The sequence below is a fragment of the Cyanobium sp. BA20m-p-22 genome (genome assembly GCF_024346275.1).
In the GTDB taxonomy this organism is placed as follows: Bacteria; Cyanobacteriota; Cyanobacteriia; order PCC-6307; family Cyanobiaceae; genus Cyanobium_A.
The window spans coordinates 1-16,521 of record NZ_JAGQCQ010000042.1 but is presented as its reverse complement, the minus strand read 5'-3'; the positions used below and the strand labels follow the sequence as shown (position 1 = coordinate 16,521).

13 protein-coding genes are annotated in these 16,521 nt (G+C 62.4%); 6 read left to right on the top strand and 7 right to left on the bottom strand.

The features are described 5' to 3' along the window. Positions 1–622, bottom strand: a 622-nt coding sequence (gene rppA / locus KBZ15_RS05510; protein WP_255014021.1) for a two-component system response regulator RppA, incomplete at its 3' end; no start/stop codon positions are given. 70 nt (positions 623–692) lie between these two features. Here rppA and KBZ15_RS05505 point away from each other — a divergent pair. From KBZ15_RS05505 to KBZ15_RS05495, 3 genes are read left to right on the top strand one after another with little or no spacing between them, the layout of a single operon-like run. Beyond that, the gene (locus tag KBZ15_RS05505) at positions 693–1,265 is read left to right on the top strand and encodes a hypothetical protein (protein WP_255014022.1); all 573 of its coding nucleotides are present in this window, start codon (positions 693–695) and stop codon (positions 1,263–1,265) included. Then, positions 1,258–4,365, top strand: a complete 3,108-nt coding sequence (locus KBZ15_RS05500; RefSeq protein WP_255014019.1) for an efflux RND transporter permease subunit — start codon at positions 1,258–1,260, stop codon at positions 4,363–4,365. The genes KBZ15_RS05505 and KBZ15_RS05500 overlap by 8 nt, the downstream gene beginning before the upstream one ends. Continuing rightward, positions 4,362–5,483, top strand: coding sequence for an efflux RND transporter periplasmic adaptor subunit (locus KBZ15_RS05495; protein ID WP_255014017.1), 1,122 nt, complete (start codon positions 4,362–4,364; stop codon positions 5,481–5,483). The genes KBZ15_RS05500 and KBZ15_RS05495 overlap by 4 nt, the downstream gene beginning before the upstream one ends. A 42-nt stretch (positions 5,484–5,525) precedes the next feature. On the opposite strand, the gene KBZ15_RS05490 is transcribed toward KBZ15_RS05495, so the two are convergent. After that, entirely contained in the window at positions 5,526–5,855 is a 330-nt protein-coding gene (locus KBZ15_RS05490) for a hypothetical protein (RefSeq protein ID WP_255014016.1), read from the bottom strand. Between the two features lie 193 nt (positions 5,856–6,048). Between KBZ15_RS05490 and KBZ15_RS05485 the strand changes: the two genes are divergently transcribed. Continuing rightward, entirely contained in the window at positions 6,049–7,605 is a 1,557-nt protein-coding gene (locus KBZ15_RS05485; RefSeq protein ID WP_396123407.1) for a SulP family inorganic anion transporter, read from the top strand. Between the two features lie 35 nt (positions 7,606–7,640). Here KBZ15_RS05485 and arsB read toward each other — a convergent pair whose 3' ends face one another. Continuing rightward, positions 7,641–8,651, bottom strand: coding sequence for an ACR3 family arsenite efflux transporter (arsB, locus tag KBZ15_RS05480; protein WP_315859851.1), 1,011 nt, complete (start codon positions 8,649–8,651; stop codon positions 7,641–7,643). Positions 8,652–8,855: 204 nt separating this feature from the next. Between arsB and KBZ15_RS05475 the strand changes: the two genes are divergently transcribed. Beyond that, the gene (locus KBZ15_RS05475; protein WP_255014011.1) at positions 8,856–9,119 is read left to right on the top strand and encodes a hypothetical protein; all 264 of its coding nucleotides are present in this window, start codon (positions 8,856–8,858) and stop codon (positions 9,117–9,119) included. Positions 9,120–9,189: 70 nt separating this feature from the next. Here the strand turns inward: KBZ15_RS05475 and KBZ15_RS05470 are convergent, their stop codons facing one another. After that, a complete protein-coding gene (locus tag KBZ15_RS05470) occupies positions 9,190–11,682 on the bottom strand; it encodes a ligase-associated DNA damage response DEXH box helicase (RefSeq protein WP_255014009.1) in 2,493 nt (830 codons plus the stop codon). A gap of 392 nt (positions 11,683–12,074) precedes the next feature. Between KBZ15_RS05470 and KBZ15_RS18630 the strand changes: the two genes are divergently transcribed. Further along, entirely contained in the window at positions 12,075–12,386 is a 312-nt protein-coding gene (locus KBZ15_RS18630) for a DUF1643 domain-containing protein (protein WP_396123406.1), read from the top strand. Positions 12,387–13,587: 1,201 nt separating this feature from the next. Here KBZ15_RS18630 and KBZ15_RS05465 read toward each other — a convergent pair. The 3 genes from KBZ15_RS05465 to KBZ15_RS05455 all read right to left on the bottom strand — a co-directional run. Next, positions 13,588–14,175 (bottom strand): DUF4334 domain-containing protein, encoded by a 588-nt coding sequence (locus tag KBZ15_RS05465; RefSeq protein ID WP_255014007.1) that lies wholly within the window; start codon positions 14,173–14,175, stop codon positions 13,588–13,590. Positions 14,176–14,343: 168 nt separating this feature from the next. After that, positions 14,344–15,999, bottom strand: coding sequence for an ATP-dependent DNA ligase (locus KBZ15_RS05460; protein WP_255014005.1), 1,656 nt, complete (start codon positions 15,997–15,999; stop codon positions 14,344–14,346). A gap of 6 nt (positions 16,000–16,005) precedes the next feature. Next, positions 16,006–16,521 (bottom strand): phytochelatin synthase family protein (locus KBZ15_RS05455; protein WP_255014003.1); only part of this gene is annotated, 516 nt, incomplete at its 5' end.

The following is a 16,521-nucleotide window of genomic DNA, read 5'->3' as shown; positions in this document are numbered from 1 at the left end:
TGCGCCGCAGCAGCCGCACCTGGGCCGCCACCACATTGCTCACAGGATCCTGATGCAGGTTCCAGAGTTGGTTGCGCAGCCGCGAACCCGGAATGATCTGGCCGGGGTGCTCAAGGAAATAGGCCAGCAACTGGCGCTCCTTGGCCGAGAGCTCCACCCAAACGTCACCGCTTGCGGTGTGGACCCGCAAGCTGCCGGTGGCGGGGTCGAGGCGGTAGCAGCCGGCCTCCAGCTGGGGCTCGCGATAACCCGGGGGACGGTGCCGCAGGGCCCGGATCCGCGCCAGCAGCTCCTCCATGGCGAAGGGTTTGCTGAGGTAGTCATCGGCACCGGCATCTAAGCCCTCCACCCGATCGGTAGTTGCAAAGCGGGCGCTGAGCAACAGCAGGGGCAGGCCCAGCCCAGCGGCCCGGGCCCGCCGGCAGAGTTCGATGCCGCTCAGATCCGGCAGCATCCAATCGAGGATCGCCAGGTCGTAGTTGGCCAGCTCACCGCTCAGCAGGGTCCAGCCCTCCAGGCCCCCTGGGCAGTGATCCATCACATGGCCCTGGCGCTGCAGCACCTCCTGGATGGCTGCGGCCAGGGGTGCCTCGTCTTCTACCAGCAGGATCCGCAATGGCATGGGATTTCACCTGGTTTTCATCCCGGTTGGGCCATCCTGCGCCCATCCGTTGCTCCTGTGGGTCTTGACCGTGCGAATCCTGCGACTTGCAGCCCGTGCCAGCCTTTCGGCAGCAACCCTGCTGGCCATCGCCACGGCGGCACCGGCGGCCCTGGCCCACGCCGGTCACGGCGATGAGTTCAAGCCCCAGGGGGATGCCCGCCAGGTGCGGCGCCAAGCCGAGAGCGATGGACTGCTGGGGGTGGCGACGGCGAGGCCCCCCAAGGGCTCCGACGGCCTCACGGTGCCGTCAACGGCGCTGGTGGATGCCAACGGCAAGCCCCTGCTGTTCGTGCAGATGGAGAAGACCTACGACCCTGTCTACGTAGAGACCGGCGCCACCCAGGGCGACCGGGTTGTGGTGAGCAGGGGAATCGATCCCACCGATGAGGTGGTGATCTCCGGCGCCCTTTCGCTCTACGCCGAGTCGCTGAAGACCCAGCCGGCCGAGCCGGCAGCTGAAACCAAAACCCCCGCTGCCGCTGCCGTAACTAAACCGGAAGCAGGCGGCAACCTGCCCGTGCCAGCCCTGGCGGCTGGAGCTGTAGTGCTGCTTGCCGGCGGGGCCATCTGGCTGGCTCGCCGCCAAAAGAGCGATGCTTGAGCGGCTGCTCAATGCGACGCTGCGTTTCTCGATCGCCCGCCGCTGGCTGATCGTGGCCGCAGCGGTTGGGATCAGTTTCTGGGGTGTACTGGCCGTGGGCCAGATGCCCCTCGATGTGTTCCCGCCCTTTGCGCCGCCCCAGGTGGATGTGCAAACCAGCGCCCCTGGCCTCTCGCCGGAGGAGGTGGAAAGCCGCATCAGCCTGCCGATCGAATCGGCAGTGAACGGCATCGCCGGGGTGGAGATCGTGCGCTCCTCCTCCAAGGCAGGGCTGTCGATGGTGCAGGTGGTGTTCGAGCAGAAGGCCGACATCTACCGCGCCCGCCAGTCGGTGGCGGAGCGGCTGCAGCAGGTGAGCTCCCAGCTACCGACCAACGCCAGCGCCGCGGAACTTTCACCGCTGATCTCTCCGCTGGGCACGATCCTGCAGGTCGCCTTCACCCTGAATTCCAATGGCGCCACTTCGCTGCTGGATCTGCAGCAGTTGGTGCTGCGCTCCTACCGCCAGTCGATCCTGGCGGTGCCGGGGGTTGCCCAGGTGACGATCTACGGCGGCCAGGAGCAGCAGTTTCAGGTGCTGGTCGATCCGCAGGAGCTGCAGGTGCAGAACGTTTCGCTGCAGGCAGTGATGGAAGGGGTGGGCTCGGCGATGGCGACCAGGGCGGGGGGCTTCCTGATCGGTGGTGGCCAGGAACGCTTGATTCGCCCCCTGGCCCAGATCACCGAAGTGGGCGATCTGGCCGAAGCAGCAGTGCGCAACGAGCAGGGCCAGCCGGTGCTGCTCTCCACCCTGGCGCAAGTGCAACGTGGGGCGGCCCTTAAGCGGGGTGACGCCAGCTTCAACGGCCAGCCCGCCGTGGTGCTGATGGTGACCAAGCAACCCGATGTGGACACTCCGACTGTGACGCGGGCGGTGGAGCGACGCCTGGCGGAACTCAACCGCACCCTGCCGGCGGATGTGCAGGTCCAGCAGACCTTCCGCCAGAGCAACTTCATCGACAGCGCCATCCGCAATGTGAGCGAGTCGCTGCTGCAGGGGGTGGTGATCGTGTCGGTGGTGATCGTGCTGTTTCTGATGAACTGGCGCGCCGCCGTGATCAGCCTCAGTGCCATTCCGCTCTCGCTGCTGATCGGGCTGATGCTGATGAAGGCACTGGGCCTGGGAATCAACACCATGACCCTGGGGGGGCTGGTGGTGGCAATCGGCTCGGTGGTTGACGACTCGATCGTCGATATGGAGAACTGCTACCGGGGCCTGAGGTCGAACCAGGTGAGCAGCACCCCAAAAGCACCCCTACAAGTTGTGTTTGACACGTCGGTGGAAGTGCGCCAACCGGTGCTGTTCTCCACCGTGATCATTGCGGTTGTGTTCGCGCCGATCTTCTCGCTCACCGGCGTGGAGGGGAATATTTTCGCGCCGATGGGCCTGGCCTATCTGCTTTGCATTGGCGCCTCCACGCTGGTGGCCGTCACCCTCTCGCCAGCGCTCTGCGCCATCCTGCTGGCGCCGGTGCAATTGCCCCAGGAAACCACCTGGCTGGCCCTGCAAGCAGAGCGGCTCTATCGCCCGATCCTGGCCCTGGTGCTGGAAACGCCCCGGCGGGTGCTGGCCAGCGCCCTTGCCCTGGTGGTGGCCACCTGTTTAATCCTGCCGTCTTTGGGTCGGGTGTTCCTGCCTGAATTTCGTGAACAATCCCTTGTGAATTCGATGGTGCTCTACCCGGGGGTATCCCTGGAGATGACGAACCGGGCCGGCCTGGCGCTCACCCGGGAGCTCCAGAACAATCCCCTGTTCAGCTGGGTGCAGGTGCGCAGCGGGCGGGCTCCCGGCGACGCCGATGGGGCCGGCGTGAACCTGGCCCACGTGGATGTGGAACTGAGCGAACGGGCCCTTGCCAATCGCCCCGCCGCCATTGCCGAACTGCGCCAGGCCTTTGCCAAGCTGCCCGGGGTGGCTCCCAACATCGGCGGCTTCATCTCCCACCGCATGGATGAGGTGCTCTCCGGGGTGCGCAGCGCCATTGCCATCAAGATCTACGGCACCGACCTGGGCGAGCTGCGCCGCATCGGCGAGGCCGTGGAGAGGGCGATCGAGCCGATCGAGGGGGTGGTGGATCTGCAACTGGAGCCCCAGCTGCCCATCCCCCAGGTGCAGATCCACTACGACCGTCCCCTGATAGCCGCGTTGGGCCTGACGGTGGATGAACTCTCTGAGGCGGTGGAAATCGCCCTCAACGGCAAGGCGGTGGGCCACGTGGTGGAAGGCGGGGTGCGCAGCGATGTGCTGGTGCAGCTCAAGGAAGAAACCCGCCAAAACCTCGACGCCATCGCTTCGGTGCCCGTGGCCTTTGCCAACGGCATGACGGTGCCGCTCGGCAGCGTCGCCTGGATCGAGGAAGGACTGGGCGCCAATGTGGTCAATCGGGAAGACGTATCCCGCCTGATCGTGGTGTCGAGCAACGTCAGCGGCCGGGCCCTCGGCAGCGTGGTGAAGGACATCCAGGGCGCCATCGCCCGCCAGGTGCGCCTACCCCAGGGGTACAGGATCCGCTACGGCGGCCAGTTCGAATCGGAGGAGCGGGCCACCGCCAATCTGGTCTTCTACAGCCTGGTGGCGGCCGTTGTGATCAGCTTGCTGATGGTGGCCTCCGTCAAATCGCTGCCGGCCACAGTGGCGATCATGCTCAACCTGCCCCTAGCTCTAATCGGCGGGGTGGCGGCGGTGTTGCTCACAGGTGGGGTGCTCTCGATCGCCTCGTTGATTGGCTTCATCACCCTGTTTGGCATCGCCGTGCGCAACGGCCTGCTGCTGGTCGACAACTACAACCGTCGCCACGCCGCTGGCCAGCCCCGTGATGAAGTGATCCGTGAGGGCAGTATCGAGCGCCTCAACGCAATCTTGATGACAGCCCTCTCCTCCGCCCTCGGCGCCCTGCCCCTGGCGCTGGCGTTCGGGGCGGGAAATGAAATTCTCCAGCCCCTGGCGATCGTGGTGCTCGGCGGCCTGATCACCTCTACGGCCCTGACCCTGCTGGTGGTTCCGGCGCTGTATGCCCGCTTTGGCCGCTGGCTGTTACCCCCTGCTGTGTCCCAGCCATGAAAGTGCTAGTCGGTGTGGCAATTGCCGGATCTTTGTTGATGGGAGTTGGCCTGGGGCGCCTCAGCGGCCGGCTTTCGCCAGCTTCCCCAGAAGTGCCCCCAGGACGGGTCGAACCCAAAGACAAGATCACACTCAGTGAGGAGCAATTGCGGCGTTCCGGGCTAAGCATCATCCGCCCCGAACTCAGCACGGGGACCGAACGGCCGATTTCAGGCTTTGTCGAAGCTGCTGTTGGGGCCCGGTCGAGCGTGGCCATGCCCGTGGCGGGAAGGCTGGTGCGGCTGCTAGTGGCTCCCGGGATGGCCGTTCGCGCCGGTGAGGTGATCGCTGAGGTGCGAAGCCCGGAAGCTGCGGTGGTGCAGGCGGAGGCTGGGGCAGCTCAGGCAACGGCCCAATCCCTGGCCTATCAATACCGCCTGGCAATACCAATGGCCCGCCAGGGGGCCCTCTCGGCGCAGGAACTGGAGAGCCGCCGCATTGCCAGTGTGACTGCTGCCAGCAGTGCCCGGGCGACGGCGGCAAAGGCAGCGGCGATCGGTCAACCGGATGCCAGGGGAGGGCTGCTGATCAGGAGCTCCAGCAGCGGGCAGGTCACTGCGGTGAAGGCCTACCCGGGCGCCGTGCTGCGGGAGGGGGAGGAGCTGGCCCAGATCAGCAATAGCCGTGGCAGCGAGATGCGTTTCCTGGTATCTCCCCTGCTGGCCGCCAATCTCAAGAACGGCCAGTTGCTGCGGGTGAAAGCAGGTGCGCAGGAGCTGCGGGCCCGGGTGGTCGCAGTGGCCGCCGACGGCGGTGGCGACAGGAGGTTCACCGTGGTGCGCGCCCAGGCGGTGGATGGCCCCATGCCACCGGCAGGCAGCGCGGTGACTGCTTTTTTGCTGGTTGCTTCAGCAGAGCAGCGCTTCACAGTTCCGGCCGAGGCTGTGCAGATGGTCAAGGGAATCCCGGTGGTGTTCCGTTACCAGCGAGGCGGCGCGGAGCCGATGCCAGTAGTGATCGGCAAGCAGTCGGGCGGCCGGGTAGAAATTGCCCAGGGCCTGCGCGGCGGGGAGAGACTTCTCAGTGGCAACACCGGGCCGCTGAGTCTGGCCATCAGCAGGAAGGAGACGCTGGATTAGCAGCAAAAAGGAATTAGCTGGATTGGCTGAATTGGCTGGAGCTCAGGCGTTTTCATCGACGCTGGCCTGGGCATTGCCCTCCACTTTGCCGAAGACATGGCCCCATATATCGCCCTTTACATCTCCCCAAACACTGCCCTCAACATTGCCATTGACATTCCCTAAAACGTGGCGTCCTACGTTGGCGCCGACGTCGCGACCCACATATCCCTCCACACTGCCCTCCACATCTCCGTAGATATCACCTTGAACACTGCCCTGGATATTCCCCTTAACGTCACCCCATACATTTGCATTGACTTGCAGAATCCGCAACTTTCCATCCACAAGACCAAAAGTCACAAGCTTATTAATCTCTTCAATTTCAGACATGGGCTTGGTTGATAAATTCAATAATCCATCCTAACCCCGCCCTGACGCAGGGTCGCCGGTGGCGCAGGCTTGAAGACTGAGACCTGGGAGGGGGGAAGGGTTCTAGGGACTGCTGCTAGGTTCGCGCCATCCGCCCCCAAGCAATGGGCTTACCTGGGACGCTTGCCTTCATTTGACCTTTGTTATCAACCTCGTGTTGCCAAGCCCCTCCCTGATCCCAAACCGTGAGGCGCTCTCAAAGGAATTACTCGCCGGCGTAGTAGTAGCCCTGGGCATCATTCCAGAGGCAATCGCCTTTTCGATCGTTGCAGGGGTGGATCCCCAGGTGGGATTGTTCGGTTCGATATGCATTCTGATCGTAGTTGCCCTACTCGGTGGCCGGCCAGGCATGGTTTCGGCCTGCACCGCGGGTGTGGCCCTGCTAATGGGCGGCCTGATGCAATCCCATGGGCTCGCCTATCTTTTAGCTGCATCCATCCTGGCCGGTTGTTTCCAGATTCTCTGGGGTCAGTTACGCCTGGCCGAGCAGATGCGCTTTGTGCCCAGGGCAGTCACGGTGGGATTTGTCAATGCCATCGGTGTGTTGATCTTTATGGCCCAGTTGCCCCAATTGGGTATCGGCAGCATGGGCGGCGAAACCATCCCCAGCCTGGCAGCCACTGGGCAGGACATCAGCTGGCCCTGGGTGTGGGCTCTGGTGGCCCTGGGATTACTGATCATTTATCAGCTGCCCAGGCTCACCAAGCTGGTGCCGTCAACGCTGGTGGCAATTTTGGTGATCAGTGGCCTGGCGGAATGGTGGCAATTGCCCATACCGAGGGTAGGAGATTTGGGCCAACTACCCAGTAGCTTGCCGACCTTCCAAATACCTGAGGTATTCGGATCCTGGAGCACCTGGGGGATCATTCTGCCCACCGCCCTGGCAATCTCCTTTGTGGGGCTGTTGCAATCATTCCTCACTGCCAATGTGGTCGAGGACATGCTCGATCAGGAGGCCGACTATGAAGCTGAGGCCAGGGCCCAGGGAATTGCCAACATCACAGCAGGCCTATTTGGTGGCATGGCAGGGGCAGGCATGATTGGCCAGTCGGTGATCAATCTCGAATCGGGCGGACGCTACCGGCTCTCCACCCTCACAGCTGGAGTTGGCCTGTTAATACTGGTGATTTCACTCAGTACCTGGCTTGCTCGCATCCCCATGGCAGCCCTGGTGGCGGTGATGGTCATGGTGTCAATCAGTACCGTGAACTGGGATTCATTCCTGAAAGCAAGACTGGTGCCCAAGAGCGACACCGCCGTGATGTTACTCACCCTGGCATTGGCCCTCGTCACCCGCAACCTAGCCATTGCGGTTGTGGTGGGGGTGGCCCTGGCGGGAATTCTATTCAGCCGAAAAGTTGCCAAAGTCATCTCCGTTAGCGCCTGCCTGCTGGGGGAAGACCACCTTTATTACACGGTAAAGGGTCAGTTATTTTTTGTGAGCACTGTTTATTTCCTGGCAGGTTTCAAGCAGCACGTCCACCCAGGCCGGATTACCATCGACATGGCCCAGGCCCATGTGTGGGATCAAAGCGGCATGCGAGCCCTCGATCAGGTGATTCGAAAACTACAACAATCTGGTTCCAAAGTGGAGCTCCTTAATCTTAATAAAGAGAGCCTAAACTTATTCGATCGCATCAGCGAAAGCGATAATTTCGTGATCGGCGCCCGCTGCGATCTTCCCCTATCAACAAAACCGGCGAACCCCTAATCTAAACAGCCAGCTATAGCAAAACCAAAGATAATTTACCAGGAAAATAATCTCCTATTTCTCCGAGCGATCGCCACCAGCGAAAGCATAACTGGCACCTCCACCAGCACCCCCACCACGGTTGCCAGGGCGGCACCAGAGTTGAGCCCAAATAAACTGATGGCCACGGCAACCGCCAGCTCGAAGAAATTGGAGGCACCGATCATCGCCCCGGGGGCGGCGATCTTCTGGGGCTGGCGCCAAAGCCTCATCCACAGGGCCGTTAACCAGAAGATCAGGTAGGTCTGCAGGATCAGCGGGATTGCAATCAAAACAATCGCCAGGGGGTTAGCCAAGATCGCACCAGCCTGCACCGTGAACAACACCAAAACGGTGGCGATCAGGCTCACGATCGCCCATGGCTTAAGGCGGTGTTCCAGCAGGCCGGTACGACCAGGCGTGCGCAATATCAATCTGGTTAGCCAGCCCGCGGCCAGGGGCACAATCACGAACAAACCAACCGCAGTCACCAAGGTGTCCCAGGGCACGATCACCTTGGTGACGCCAAGCAGCAGGGCTGCTAGTGGAGCAAAGGCGAAGACCATGATGAGGTCGTTGATGGCCACTTGGGCCAGGGTGTAGTTGGCATCGCCATCACACAGCCGACTCCACACAAACACCATGGCTGTACAGGGTGCCACTCCCAGCAAAATCATGCCAGCGATATACTGATCACCAATAGCTGCAGGAATCCAGGCACCGAACAATACCCGGATGAACAGCCAGGCAAGAGCGGTCATGGTGAGTGGTTTGATCAGCCAATTCACCACCACAGTGACGACCAGACCCTTGGGTTGCCGCCCCAATCCACCCAGTGAATTGAAATCTACCGCCAGCATCATTGGGTAGATCATGCCCCAGATCAGCAGGGCTATGGGAAGGTTTATGCGGGCAAATTCAAGGGCTGTAAGTGCTTCGGCGACTGCGGGGAATAGGGCCCCAAGGCTGACACCAGCCACAATGGCCAGAGCCACCCAAAGACTCAAAAAACGCTCAAAAATTCCCACAGCACACCCGGCAAGCATTAACTGGTTGCCCAGACCCTAAGGCTCCTAAGTCACCCGGTGGCTCGCCTGGGGTGGGGATGGGCTGGGGAGGACATCTCCGGGCGCAAAAAAAATTAGCATTACAACTAATCAATATGTGTGCCCCATTACAGACAGGTAGCCCGAGGCCTAGCCATGGTGCAGAAAAGAAAGCTGGGTATGTGGATGCAGATTTCAACCAGACAGGGCGCTGACCTGCAGGTTGGGCGTTGCTACCGCCTGATTGATGGCGGCTGTGAGCCGCACCAGGAACTCGATGCCTATTACGGCAGCCTCGATGAGGCCATCGCAGATGCCATTGCCTGGGTTGAACCAATCGCTCAGAGCAATCACCAGGGACCGCTGATCGGCGTGGAAGTATCAACCACCAGGGGGGAATGGCGCACCTGCCGCATCCCTGGCCCATTGCTCTGCCCGCTCCCTCGTTAGCGCGAGCGCAGCCAGAACGCCATATTGGCGGTCCTGCTGGTGCAGGGTTGGGCTGAGTTTCTGAGTTTCCCTAGGAGCCAGGAGTGCCACCTTCGGCGCGCTCAGCTTCCTGGCGCAAGCGCTCCAGGCGCTGCAGCAGGGACTCATTGCTCATCCGGTTGTTGAGGCGCTCGGCCAACAAGGGGAAGGCCAGGGGGCCGGGCCGGGGGGGGCGCTCCAGCTGCAGGGTGCACCGGCGCAGGCGCTGCAGGGCGACGGTGATCCGGGGCAGATCCAGCTGTTCGCTGAGCACTTCCGATCTGGCCTGGGCCAAGAGGCGGTTGGCGGGTTCGTGGCGGCTGAATACGTCGTAGAGTAGGGCGGCACTGATCTGCAGTTGACCGCCGGATTTGGCCTGTCCGGGAAAGCCGTTCAGCACCAAGCCACTGATCTGGGCAATGGCGCGGAAACGCCTCCTGCATAGCTCTGAGAGGTTGATTGCCTGCTCCAGGTCGTCCTTGAGATCGCTGTCATCGAGAAGTTCTTCGGCATGTAGCTCAAACAACTCTTCAAATGGGTAGTTTTTCGGGGCCAGCAGTTCAAAGCCGTAGTCGTTCACCGACACCGTGATGGTGCTGGCTTGGTGGCGGGCCAGACGCCAGGCCCAAAGGAAACCCAGCCCTTCATGCACAAAGCGCCCTTCAAATGGATAGGCATAGAGATGGCTGCCTTCACGGCTGTTGCACACCTCCACCAGCAATTCGTGTTGCCTTGGCAGCCGGGAGAGCTGCGCCTGGCGCTGCAACAGGGGCTTGAGGGCAGCAAGTTCGGGGCTGTCGAGTGTGGCCTGCCCCGCCAGGGCGCGGGCGCAACGATCCACCTCGGCGCGCAGGTGGCGGCTCAGTAGGTCGGAGAGGGCCATCTGGCCGCCTGCCCAGGCGGGCACGGTGTTGCTTTTTTTGGAGCTGGCCTTCACCTGGGCCGTCATCTCCCGCAGGCGCACGAACTCCAGCTGCCGGCCCGCAAAGAAAAACACATCGCCGGCCTTGAGCCGGCCGATGAAGGCCTCTTCCACATGGCCGAGCACGGCGCCACGCACAAAGCGCACGGTTACGGCCCGGTCGGCGGTGATGGTGCCGATGTGCAGGCGATGCATCCGGGCGATCGCCTTTTCCTTCACCAGAAAGAGCTCGCCTTCACGCTCGAGCTTGCGGTAGCGCGGATAGGCGCCGAGGCAGTCGCCGCCGTGCTCGAGGAAGCGCAGGCACCACTGCCAGTCGCTATCGCTGAGCTGGCGGTAGCTCCAGGCGCTGCGCACCGTTTCCAGTGCCTGGGCCGGTTCGAATCCCGGACCGCAGGCCAGGCTGGTGAGGTGCTGGAGCAGCACGTCGATCGGGGCGTTTGGCTGCCTCCTTTCCTCCACCAAGCCCGCGGCCAGGCCCCGCCGCAGGGCGCTCAGCTCAAGCAATTCCAGGGCATGGGTGGGCATGAACAGCACCTGGGAGGTGCCGCCGGGGTTGTGGGCGCTGCGGCCAGCCCGCTGCAGCAGCCGGGCCACATTTTTGGCAGAGCCGATCTGCACCACACGCTCCACCGGCTGGAAATCCACGCCCAGATCAAGGGAGCTGGTGCACACCACCCAACGCAGATCGCCTGCTTTCACCCCGGCTTCGATCGCCTCGCGCTCGGCCCGGTCGATGGCGCTGTGGTGCAGGGCCAGGGCGCCCTCCATCTCAGGGCAGGCGTAGCGGAGGCATTGGTGCCAGCGTTCGGCCTGGTTGCGGGTGTTGGTGAACAGCAGGGTGGAGACGCCCGGCTCCAGGGCCGCCACCAGATCCTCATAGCGGCGCAAACCCAGGTGGCCGGCCCAGGGAAAGCCATCGATCGACTCGGGCAGCAGGCTACGGATCTCCGTGGCCCGGGCAATCGGTGCGGTGATCAGGCGGGGTTCGCTGCCGGCGCCAAGGGCGCTGCGGGCCGCCTCGTCGAGGTTGCCGATCGTGGCGCTGATCGCCCAGGTGCGCAGACCGGGCCGCTGGCTGCGCAGCCAGCTCAGACACAGCTCGGTTTGGCTGCCCCGCTTGCTGCCCATCAACTCGTGCCACTCATCTATCACTACCGCCCGAAGGCCGCCAAACAGGTCAGGGGCCTTGGGGTTTGCCAGCAGCAAGCTGAGAGATTCCGGCGTGGTGATCAGGATCTCGGGCGGGCTGCGCAGCTGCTTGCCGCGCTCGTAGCTGGAGGTGTCGCCATTGCGGATGCCCACCCGTAGCGGCCAGCCCATCGCCGTGATCGGCTGCTGGATCGCCAGGGCCAGATCCCGACTCAGGGCCCGCAGGGGGGTGAGGTAAAGCAGGTGCAGGCCGGGGCTGGGCTCGGCCAGGAACTCGGCAATCGGACCCATCACGGCGGCATAGGTCTTGCCCGAGCCGGTGGGCACCTGGATCAGACCGCTCTCGCCGCCCAGGTAGGCCTGCCAGCACTGGCGCTGAAAGGGCAGGGGCGTCCAGCCCTGACGCTCAAACCAGGCTTCAATCGGGGCGAGCAGCGTGCTGGGGATATCCGATCGCCTGGCCTGACCCACCGGGATAATCAGTACACAAATTAAGGCTAATCACCGGGATGGTGATGCTGCTGGGAGGGCCGCCCCTGGCGCGGGGGATTGCTTGCCGCTGCGGCTCTGGTGCACACCATGGTAGAGATGAGTCGCAAGGTGAGTGACTTGCTGCTGATTGATGTGGCCTTATAAGGAGATGCAGGGTCGATGGGCTCCTTGGAGGCCAGAAATAAGCTATTGCAATAAGGGCTTTACTGCCAGCTTACGCTGTATATTTTCGAGTTCGCAAAACGAAAGCAGCAATGCTAGAACATAGGCAAGCAGGACATCTGGTCACTCATTCATTCGACGCTTACGATGATTGGGCAAAGTTGCAAGATGGTCGCATTCATTAGACTGAATCCATCATGCGGTGATGAATGAATCAACGGCCCAACCATTCGAGGTTGAAAAAATTTTGCGATAGAGTGGGAATTCGAGGGGATATATATGCTCAATGCGTATGCCTTAGTGCAACTAATCCACGCGACATGAAAGCAGCAAGCGATCCAGTTGGGCCAAAAAATAATCAATTGCTTAGGTATTACGGTAGCAAAGGGATTGCAATCATTGCCTGTTGGGGTGCCCACTGTGAACCAAAGCGCGAAGGCATGGTTTGCGAAGTGATCGGCAAGTTAGTGATGTGCCTTGGACAACCAAGAATGGTCGCCCGAAGCATCCGTTGTACATGAGACCCGCCTACGTTGTTGACACCGTATGCCAAGCCGGAACCGTTCTGGCAGCCGCATGTGTGACCTATCGAACGCTGCCCCTGAGTGGCAGGCCTGGAGTTTATGGAGGTAGAACAGAGTGATGCTGGGGGCCTGTCCACTCTAGGGGCTTGTTCGGAGTCCGCTCGTGGCAAATGAACAACCTAGAAAACCCCACCTTGGATTCCATGGCCAGACAATGTTCGCCGAGCAAGCTCTCGCCGCAACTCAACATTCTTGAATATGCCGGCTCCATTCAGGCCATTGATTCTCTCAATATGAACCTCAAGGGGAGAAAGATTAGAGCTTAAGTGAGCATAGTACATATGCGAGGTTCCTCGTTCACACACAAACTCAACAAGACTGATCCCGAATCTAGCCAACAAACCCGCCATGTACTCGGCCGAACGTAGATCTTGAGTGCTCGGAAGATTAGTACTATACCGAGAAGGGTTCGGATTTGGATGGTTGTGCAAGATTGCGAGAGTGTCTGGCTTATGGAGACGGATAGCATTTTCGAGGTAGCCTCCTCGTAGATAAGGAGAGACTGATTTTCCGTCACTCCCTTTGTTCCACCACAGATATTCAGCGTGAAACCCACGGATAAAGACCATTACTATCCACTCATGCTTTTTATACTTGAGGAGACCAGCTACTACTGATGGCATTTCTGAATATGAAAGATCACACCTAACAAACTGACCGGATCCTTTCATGGCCTTTTTCTCTGCTGGATCCGCAGGCCTATGCATTCCAGAGAATGCATAGGCTGTAAGCAATTTTTCCCACTGCCTTCGGCGGGCCAGCTCTTGAACCTCATCGGGGCCCAGGGGATGCCTGTGCCTCAGAATATCGCTTATCCAGACAACACCAAATAATGCAGAGATTAAGAAGAAGAGTAGAAGTAGACCCATATAGACCTAATAGGGTTTGCGGCTTTGGGAATCAGACCACGTTAGTCTATTTCCAACTAGGGGCCATGAGGCACTTCGAACGCTTATTGGATGGTTTCCGAGAACCACGGCAGCGTTCCTACTTCCGTTCGATATCCATCTCCTTGATGTAAAACATATCTAAGCCACCCCAGTCAGTTCCCCGTAGGCAGGTTCATCGTAAACAGTGGGCATCGGACCCGGTATCCACATGTAGTGTCTGCAAATAGCATCCATGGCTAGCAGCTGCCTCATATCTTCTGAAGGGATGACGCCCGCGAGGCGACGTCGCTGCCCTCGCGCCGCAGGGTGAAGAAGAAGGGCTGGGAGATGCCCCGCGCGTCCATCACCCCCAGCAGGGTGTGCGCATCGAGGCGGCGGAAGACATCGACGATCGGCAAGTGGTCATACAGCATCGCCGCGCTGGCCACGCCACGGTGCTCCACCACCCGCAGGCGGGCCTGCGGGTGGTGGGTGATCCACAAAGGCAGAGCCAGCCGCTGGAACAGGATCCCGGCGGCGGGTGTGCCCAACCAGGGCCAGCGCTCCAGCCAGCGAGGATCCGGCAGCAGCGTGGCCCGCAGAGGCACCACGGCGCCACCGGCGGTGCGAAACAGCAGCGGATCCACGTCGTCGGGGCCGCGGAAGGCCTTGCCATACCAGTGAAAGGTCTCCAGCACCCCGTCGAGGGGATGGCCCGTGGCGAAGCTGCCGCCAAGCCAGCGACCCAGCATCTCTTTGGGCTCCACCGCCGGCAGCCGGTCGAACAGGGCCAGCCCCTCCTCCGTCCCGGCGGCGGCGGAGAAGGCTGGAGGGGCCACCGGTGCGGTGGTTTGCATGGTCACGAGATGCCCGGGTTCTCAGGCTGGCATTTCATCGAGAAGATCATCTGCGTCGCAGGCTGCTGCTGCATCTGCCCAACCTGCCCTTGGGTGAATGGAAGGTCTAATTGTCAGTACGCCAGGTGCAGCATCGATTTCAACCTGATCTGCCAGACCCTGCCCCAATTACTGCTCCAGCAACTCCAGCGCACTGGCCAGGGAGTCCGCCTCTGCGGCTGGTTTGTCCTGGCGCCAGCGGGCGATGCGGGGGAAGCGCACGGCGATGCCGCTCTTGTGGCGGCTGGAGCGCTGCAGCCCCTCAAAGGCCAGCTCAAATACCTGTAGGGGCTGCACGGCCCGCACCGGACCAAAGCGCTCGGTTGTGTGGCTGCGGATCCAGCGATCCAGCGCCGTGATTTCGGCATCGTTGAGGCCGGAGTAGGCCTTGGCGAAACTCACCAACTCGCCATCGGGCCCGGGTTGGCGATCCCAGAGCCCAAAGGTGTAATCGGTGAACAGGTTGGCGCGGCGGCCACTGCCGGCCTGGGCGTAGAGAAGCACCGCATCGAGGGTGTAAGGATCTCGTTTGTGCTTCCACCAGTGGCCCCGCCTGCGGCCCGCCAGGTAGGGCGAAGCGAGGGCCTTGAGCATCAGCCCTTCGGCGGCGGCGCTGGCGGCCTGCTGGCGCAGCGGCTCCAGTTGCTCCCAGGCCGTTAGGGGTAGGCGGGGGGAGAGGCGCAGGAGCCCGGCTGCGGGGGTGGGTGTCGTTTCAGGCAGGTCTTGGAGCAGGTCCTCCAGGGCTGAACGGCGCTGGCTCAGGGGTTGCTGGCGCAGGTCGTCGCCCCCCAGCTCCAGCAGGTCGTAGGCCACAAAGGCCGCCGGACACTCGGCCAGCAGCTTGCGCCCTGGTGCCTTGCGCCCCAGGCGGCGCTGCAGCTGGGCGAAGGGGGCCGGCTGGTCGGAGCCGGCTTGCCACACCAGGATCTCGCCGTCGAGCACGGTGCCGTTGGCCAGGCACCCTGCCGCCTCAAGCAATTCGGGGAAGGCGGCACCTATCAACTCTTCGCCGCGGCTCCACAAAAACACTTCACCGCTGCGGCGGATCAGCTGGCCGCGGATGCCGTCGAACTTCCACTCCGCTTGCCATTCGCTGGCGAGTCCGGCTGGTTGCTGCTCCAGGGGTGAGGCCAAAAAGAAGGGATAGGGGCGGCTGGGCACCGGGGCGGCCTGGTCGGCCGGGGCCAACAAAGCCCCATAGGCAAAGGGACTGGGACTGAACCCACCCATCAGCCGGTGCTGCAGCTGCGCTTGCTCCAGCCCGCTGAGGCGTGCCAAGGCCCGCAGCACCAGCCCCTGGGCCACGCCCACCCGCAGGCCGCCGGTGAGCAACTTGTTGGCCACCAGCAGTTCGGCCGGGCTCAGGCCCCGCCAGAGGTGGCGCACCGCATCGGCCTGGGCATCGCCTTCGAGGGCGGCGGCGGCGGGCAGCAGCTGCTCCATCCAGCTGCGCAGCGGTGCGCTGGCGGGGTCACTCTCTGCTGGGACGTCTGGGCTTTCGGGAGCCAGCTGGCGCCAAAGCAGGGCGATGGTTTCGGCCGAATCGCCCACATGGGCATAGCAGTCATCGAAGAGCCACTCCGGCAGGGGGGAGCCCTCCAGGCAGATCTGGCGCAGGCGGCGGCCGGTGATCAGGCGTTTGCCCTGTTTGCCCAGCAACACATGCAGGGCCCAGGCGGCATCAGCGGCATCCACCTCGCTGAAGTAGGCAACCAGGGCCTCAACCCGGGCGTTGGAGCCGCTGCTGCCATCCAGTGCTGTGTAGAGGGCGGCAAAGCGACGCATGGCGGCTCAGCTTCGTCTCACCACCACCAAGCCGCGGCTGCGGCCAGAGCTGCTATCGGTGCTGCGGATGGCCTGCCAGAGATCGGCCAGGGGCACCCACACCGAGGGATAGCGGTAGCGGGCTACATCGAGGATCAGCACCCGATCCGTGGCAGCGTGGTACGCAGCCACAGGCGAAATGTGGCCGCCGCCGGCCTGCCCCAGGGCCTGGCGGTCGTAGTTCACCAGCAGTCGATCCGATGGATCACTGAGGTTGCTGCGCAACAGCAGGCGGAACTGGGCCTGGCTGAGCCGGTCGCCGTGGATGGCCCGGGCCTGCAGCCCATGGCTGGCCAGCAGGGCCCGCAATTGCTCCAGGGTCATGCCCTGGCGTGCGACCAATTCAGGGGCTAGTACTGCCCGAGTGCTGGCGGACTCGAACACGTTCTGCTGGGTCCAGAAGCGATAGCTGCCGTAACCCGCCGCCGCCGGAGCCGGCACCGCCAGGCTGTTGAGAACCATCACCATGCTGGCCACGCCGCA

Bases quoted from the DNA above. Each gene is read 5' to 3' on its own strand.
- KBZ15_RS05500 (WP_255014019.1), top strand. From the start codon at position 1,258: ATGCTTGAGCGGCTGCTCAATGCGACGCTGCGTTTCTCGATCGCCCGC.
- KBZ15_RS05495 (WP_255014017.1), top strand. From the start codon at position 4,362: ATGAAAGTGCTAGTCGGTGTGGCAATTGCCGGATCTTTGTTGATGGGA.
- KBZ15_RS05490 (WP_255014016.1), bottom strand. From the start codon at position 5,855: ATGTCTGAAATTGAAGAGATTAATAAGCTTGTGACTTTTGGTCTTGTG.
- KBZ15_RS05475 (WP_255014011.1), top strand. From the start codon at position 8,856: ATGCAGATTTCAACCAGACAGGGCGCTGACCTGCAGGTTGGGCGTTGC.
- KBZ15_RS18630 (WP_396123406.1), top strand. From the start codon at position 12,075: ATGAATCAACGGCCCAACCATTCGAGGTTGAAAAAATTTTGCGATAGA.
- KBZ15_RS05465 (WP_255014007.1), bottom strand. From the start codon at position 14,175: ATGCAAACCACCGCACCGGTGGCCCCTCCAGCCTTCTCCGCCGCCGCC.
- KBZ15_RS05460 (WP_255014005.1), bottom strand. From the start codon at position 15,999: ATGCGTCGCTTTGCCGCCCTCTACACAGCACTGGATGGCAGCAGCGGC.